This window comes from Clostridium sp., from assembly GCF_051656525.1.
Classification (GTDB): domain Bacteria; phylum Bacillota; class Clostridia; order Clostridiales; family Clostridiaceae; genus Clostridium.
In genome coordinates this window covers 1-1164 of record NZ_JBOGCC010000028.1, presented here as the reverse complement: position 1 = coordinate 1164, position 1164 = coordinate 1, and the positions used below count along the sequence as shown (strand labels likewise).

The window sequence follows — 1164 nt, the reverse complement described above, 5'->3', positions numbered from 1 at the left end:
ATACCTTTATTGAAGTCATATTCATCACCATTGTATAGTCTTGCTTCACCAATAGATTTTCCTTTGACTTGAGTTGTTGTTCCTTTGGTTCTATAAATGCAATCATGTGTGTAACTATAAGTCCAATTAGACCACTCTAAAGACTTCTTAGCAATTGTGAAGTACTGTAGCTCTCCCCATGTTGTTCCACCAAAACCTAAGCTATTTTTAATGCCAATATCATCATCTTTGATGAATATTACCTCAAACTCATCACCTTTTTTCATGCAGAATATATCTTTTTTTAGGATTAACTTATCTCCCACTTGTAGTTCAATTCTTTCTTCTTTAGTCTTCTCTACATACAAGTCAAAGTCACATCTATTGTAGTATTTTCCATCAATAACATAAGCTCTTATATTATAATCGTAACCACCAATTTCTACATATCCGTATTTTTCTTGAGCCTCTAATGTTTCAGAAAGATATTTCTCATTCTTCATTTCGTCAAATGTTAAATCACAATCATAAGCAGTCTTTCCTTTGAGTACAACTTTTGTTCCTTCTGGCAAGATTCCTTCTTTTTTATCTACCATAATTTCATTCTCCTCTTCTACAATTTCAAATTTATAATTTTTACTAATCACATCATTAATGTACTTAATCTTTTCTTCATTTGAACAAATTTCATTAACTCCTATAACATTCTGAGCCATTTTATTATCACCATCAATAATGTAATTATTTCTAACCTCATAAATCTCACCTACAACAAAGTTAAAACCACCTTCACTTTTTAAACATCTTAATTTCATAACATTACCTCCATTGGTTTATTTGATAATTTTATTATACTACTTTAAGAATTAATTGTCAAGCGTTTTTGACTTCCATAAAATACCCTTTTTTATCTTTGTATACATTTAAATCCTTGTTTACTCTACCATTTGGATAAACGCCTTGTAGTTCTAAAATTATAAAGTCTCCACTATTATCCTCCTCAACTACTGACAAGGAAAATTCCACATCATAGATTCCCCTTAGCATTTCATAAAGTGTAAAATTTAGCATATTATAATTTTTTTGAATGTAACTATAAATAACAGGATTCTCACATTCTTTTATCACATCTAATTCTTTTAAATAAATTCTCATTCTTAATACCTCTTTTCTAAGTTTGTAAGT

The 1164-nt window shown here is 29.0% G+C and carries 2 protein-coding genes; both read right to left on the bottom strand.

The annotated features are described in order from the left end of the window. A partial coding sequence (locus tag ACRDDY_RS00770; RefSeq protein WP_438563060.1) for a hypothetical protein occupies window positions 1–794 on the bottom strand: 794 nt, incomplete at its 3' end. A gap of 58 nt (window positions 795–852) precedes the next feature. Next, the coding region (locus ACRDDY_RS00765; RefSeq protein WP_438563059.1) for a hypothetical protein at window positions 853–1164 on the bottom strand (312 nt) is incomplete at its 5' end.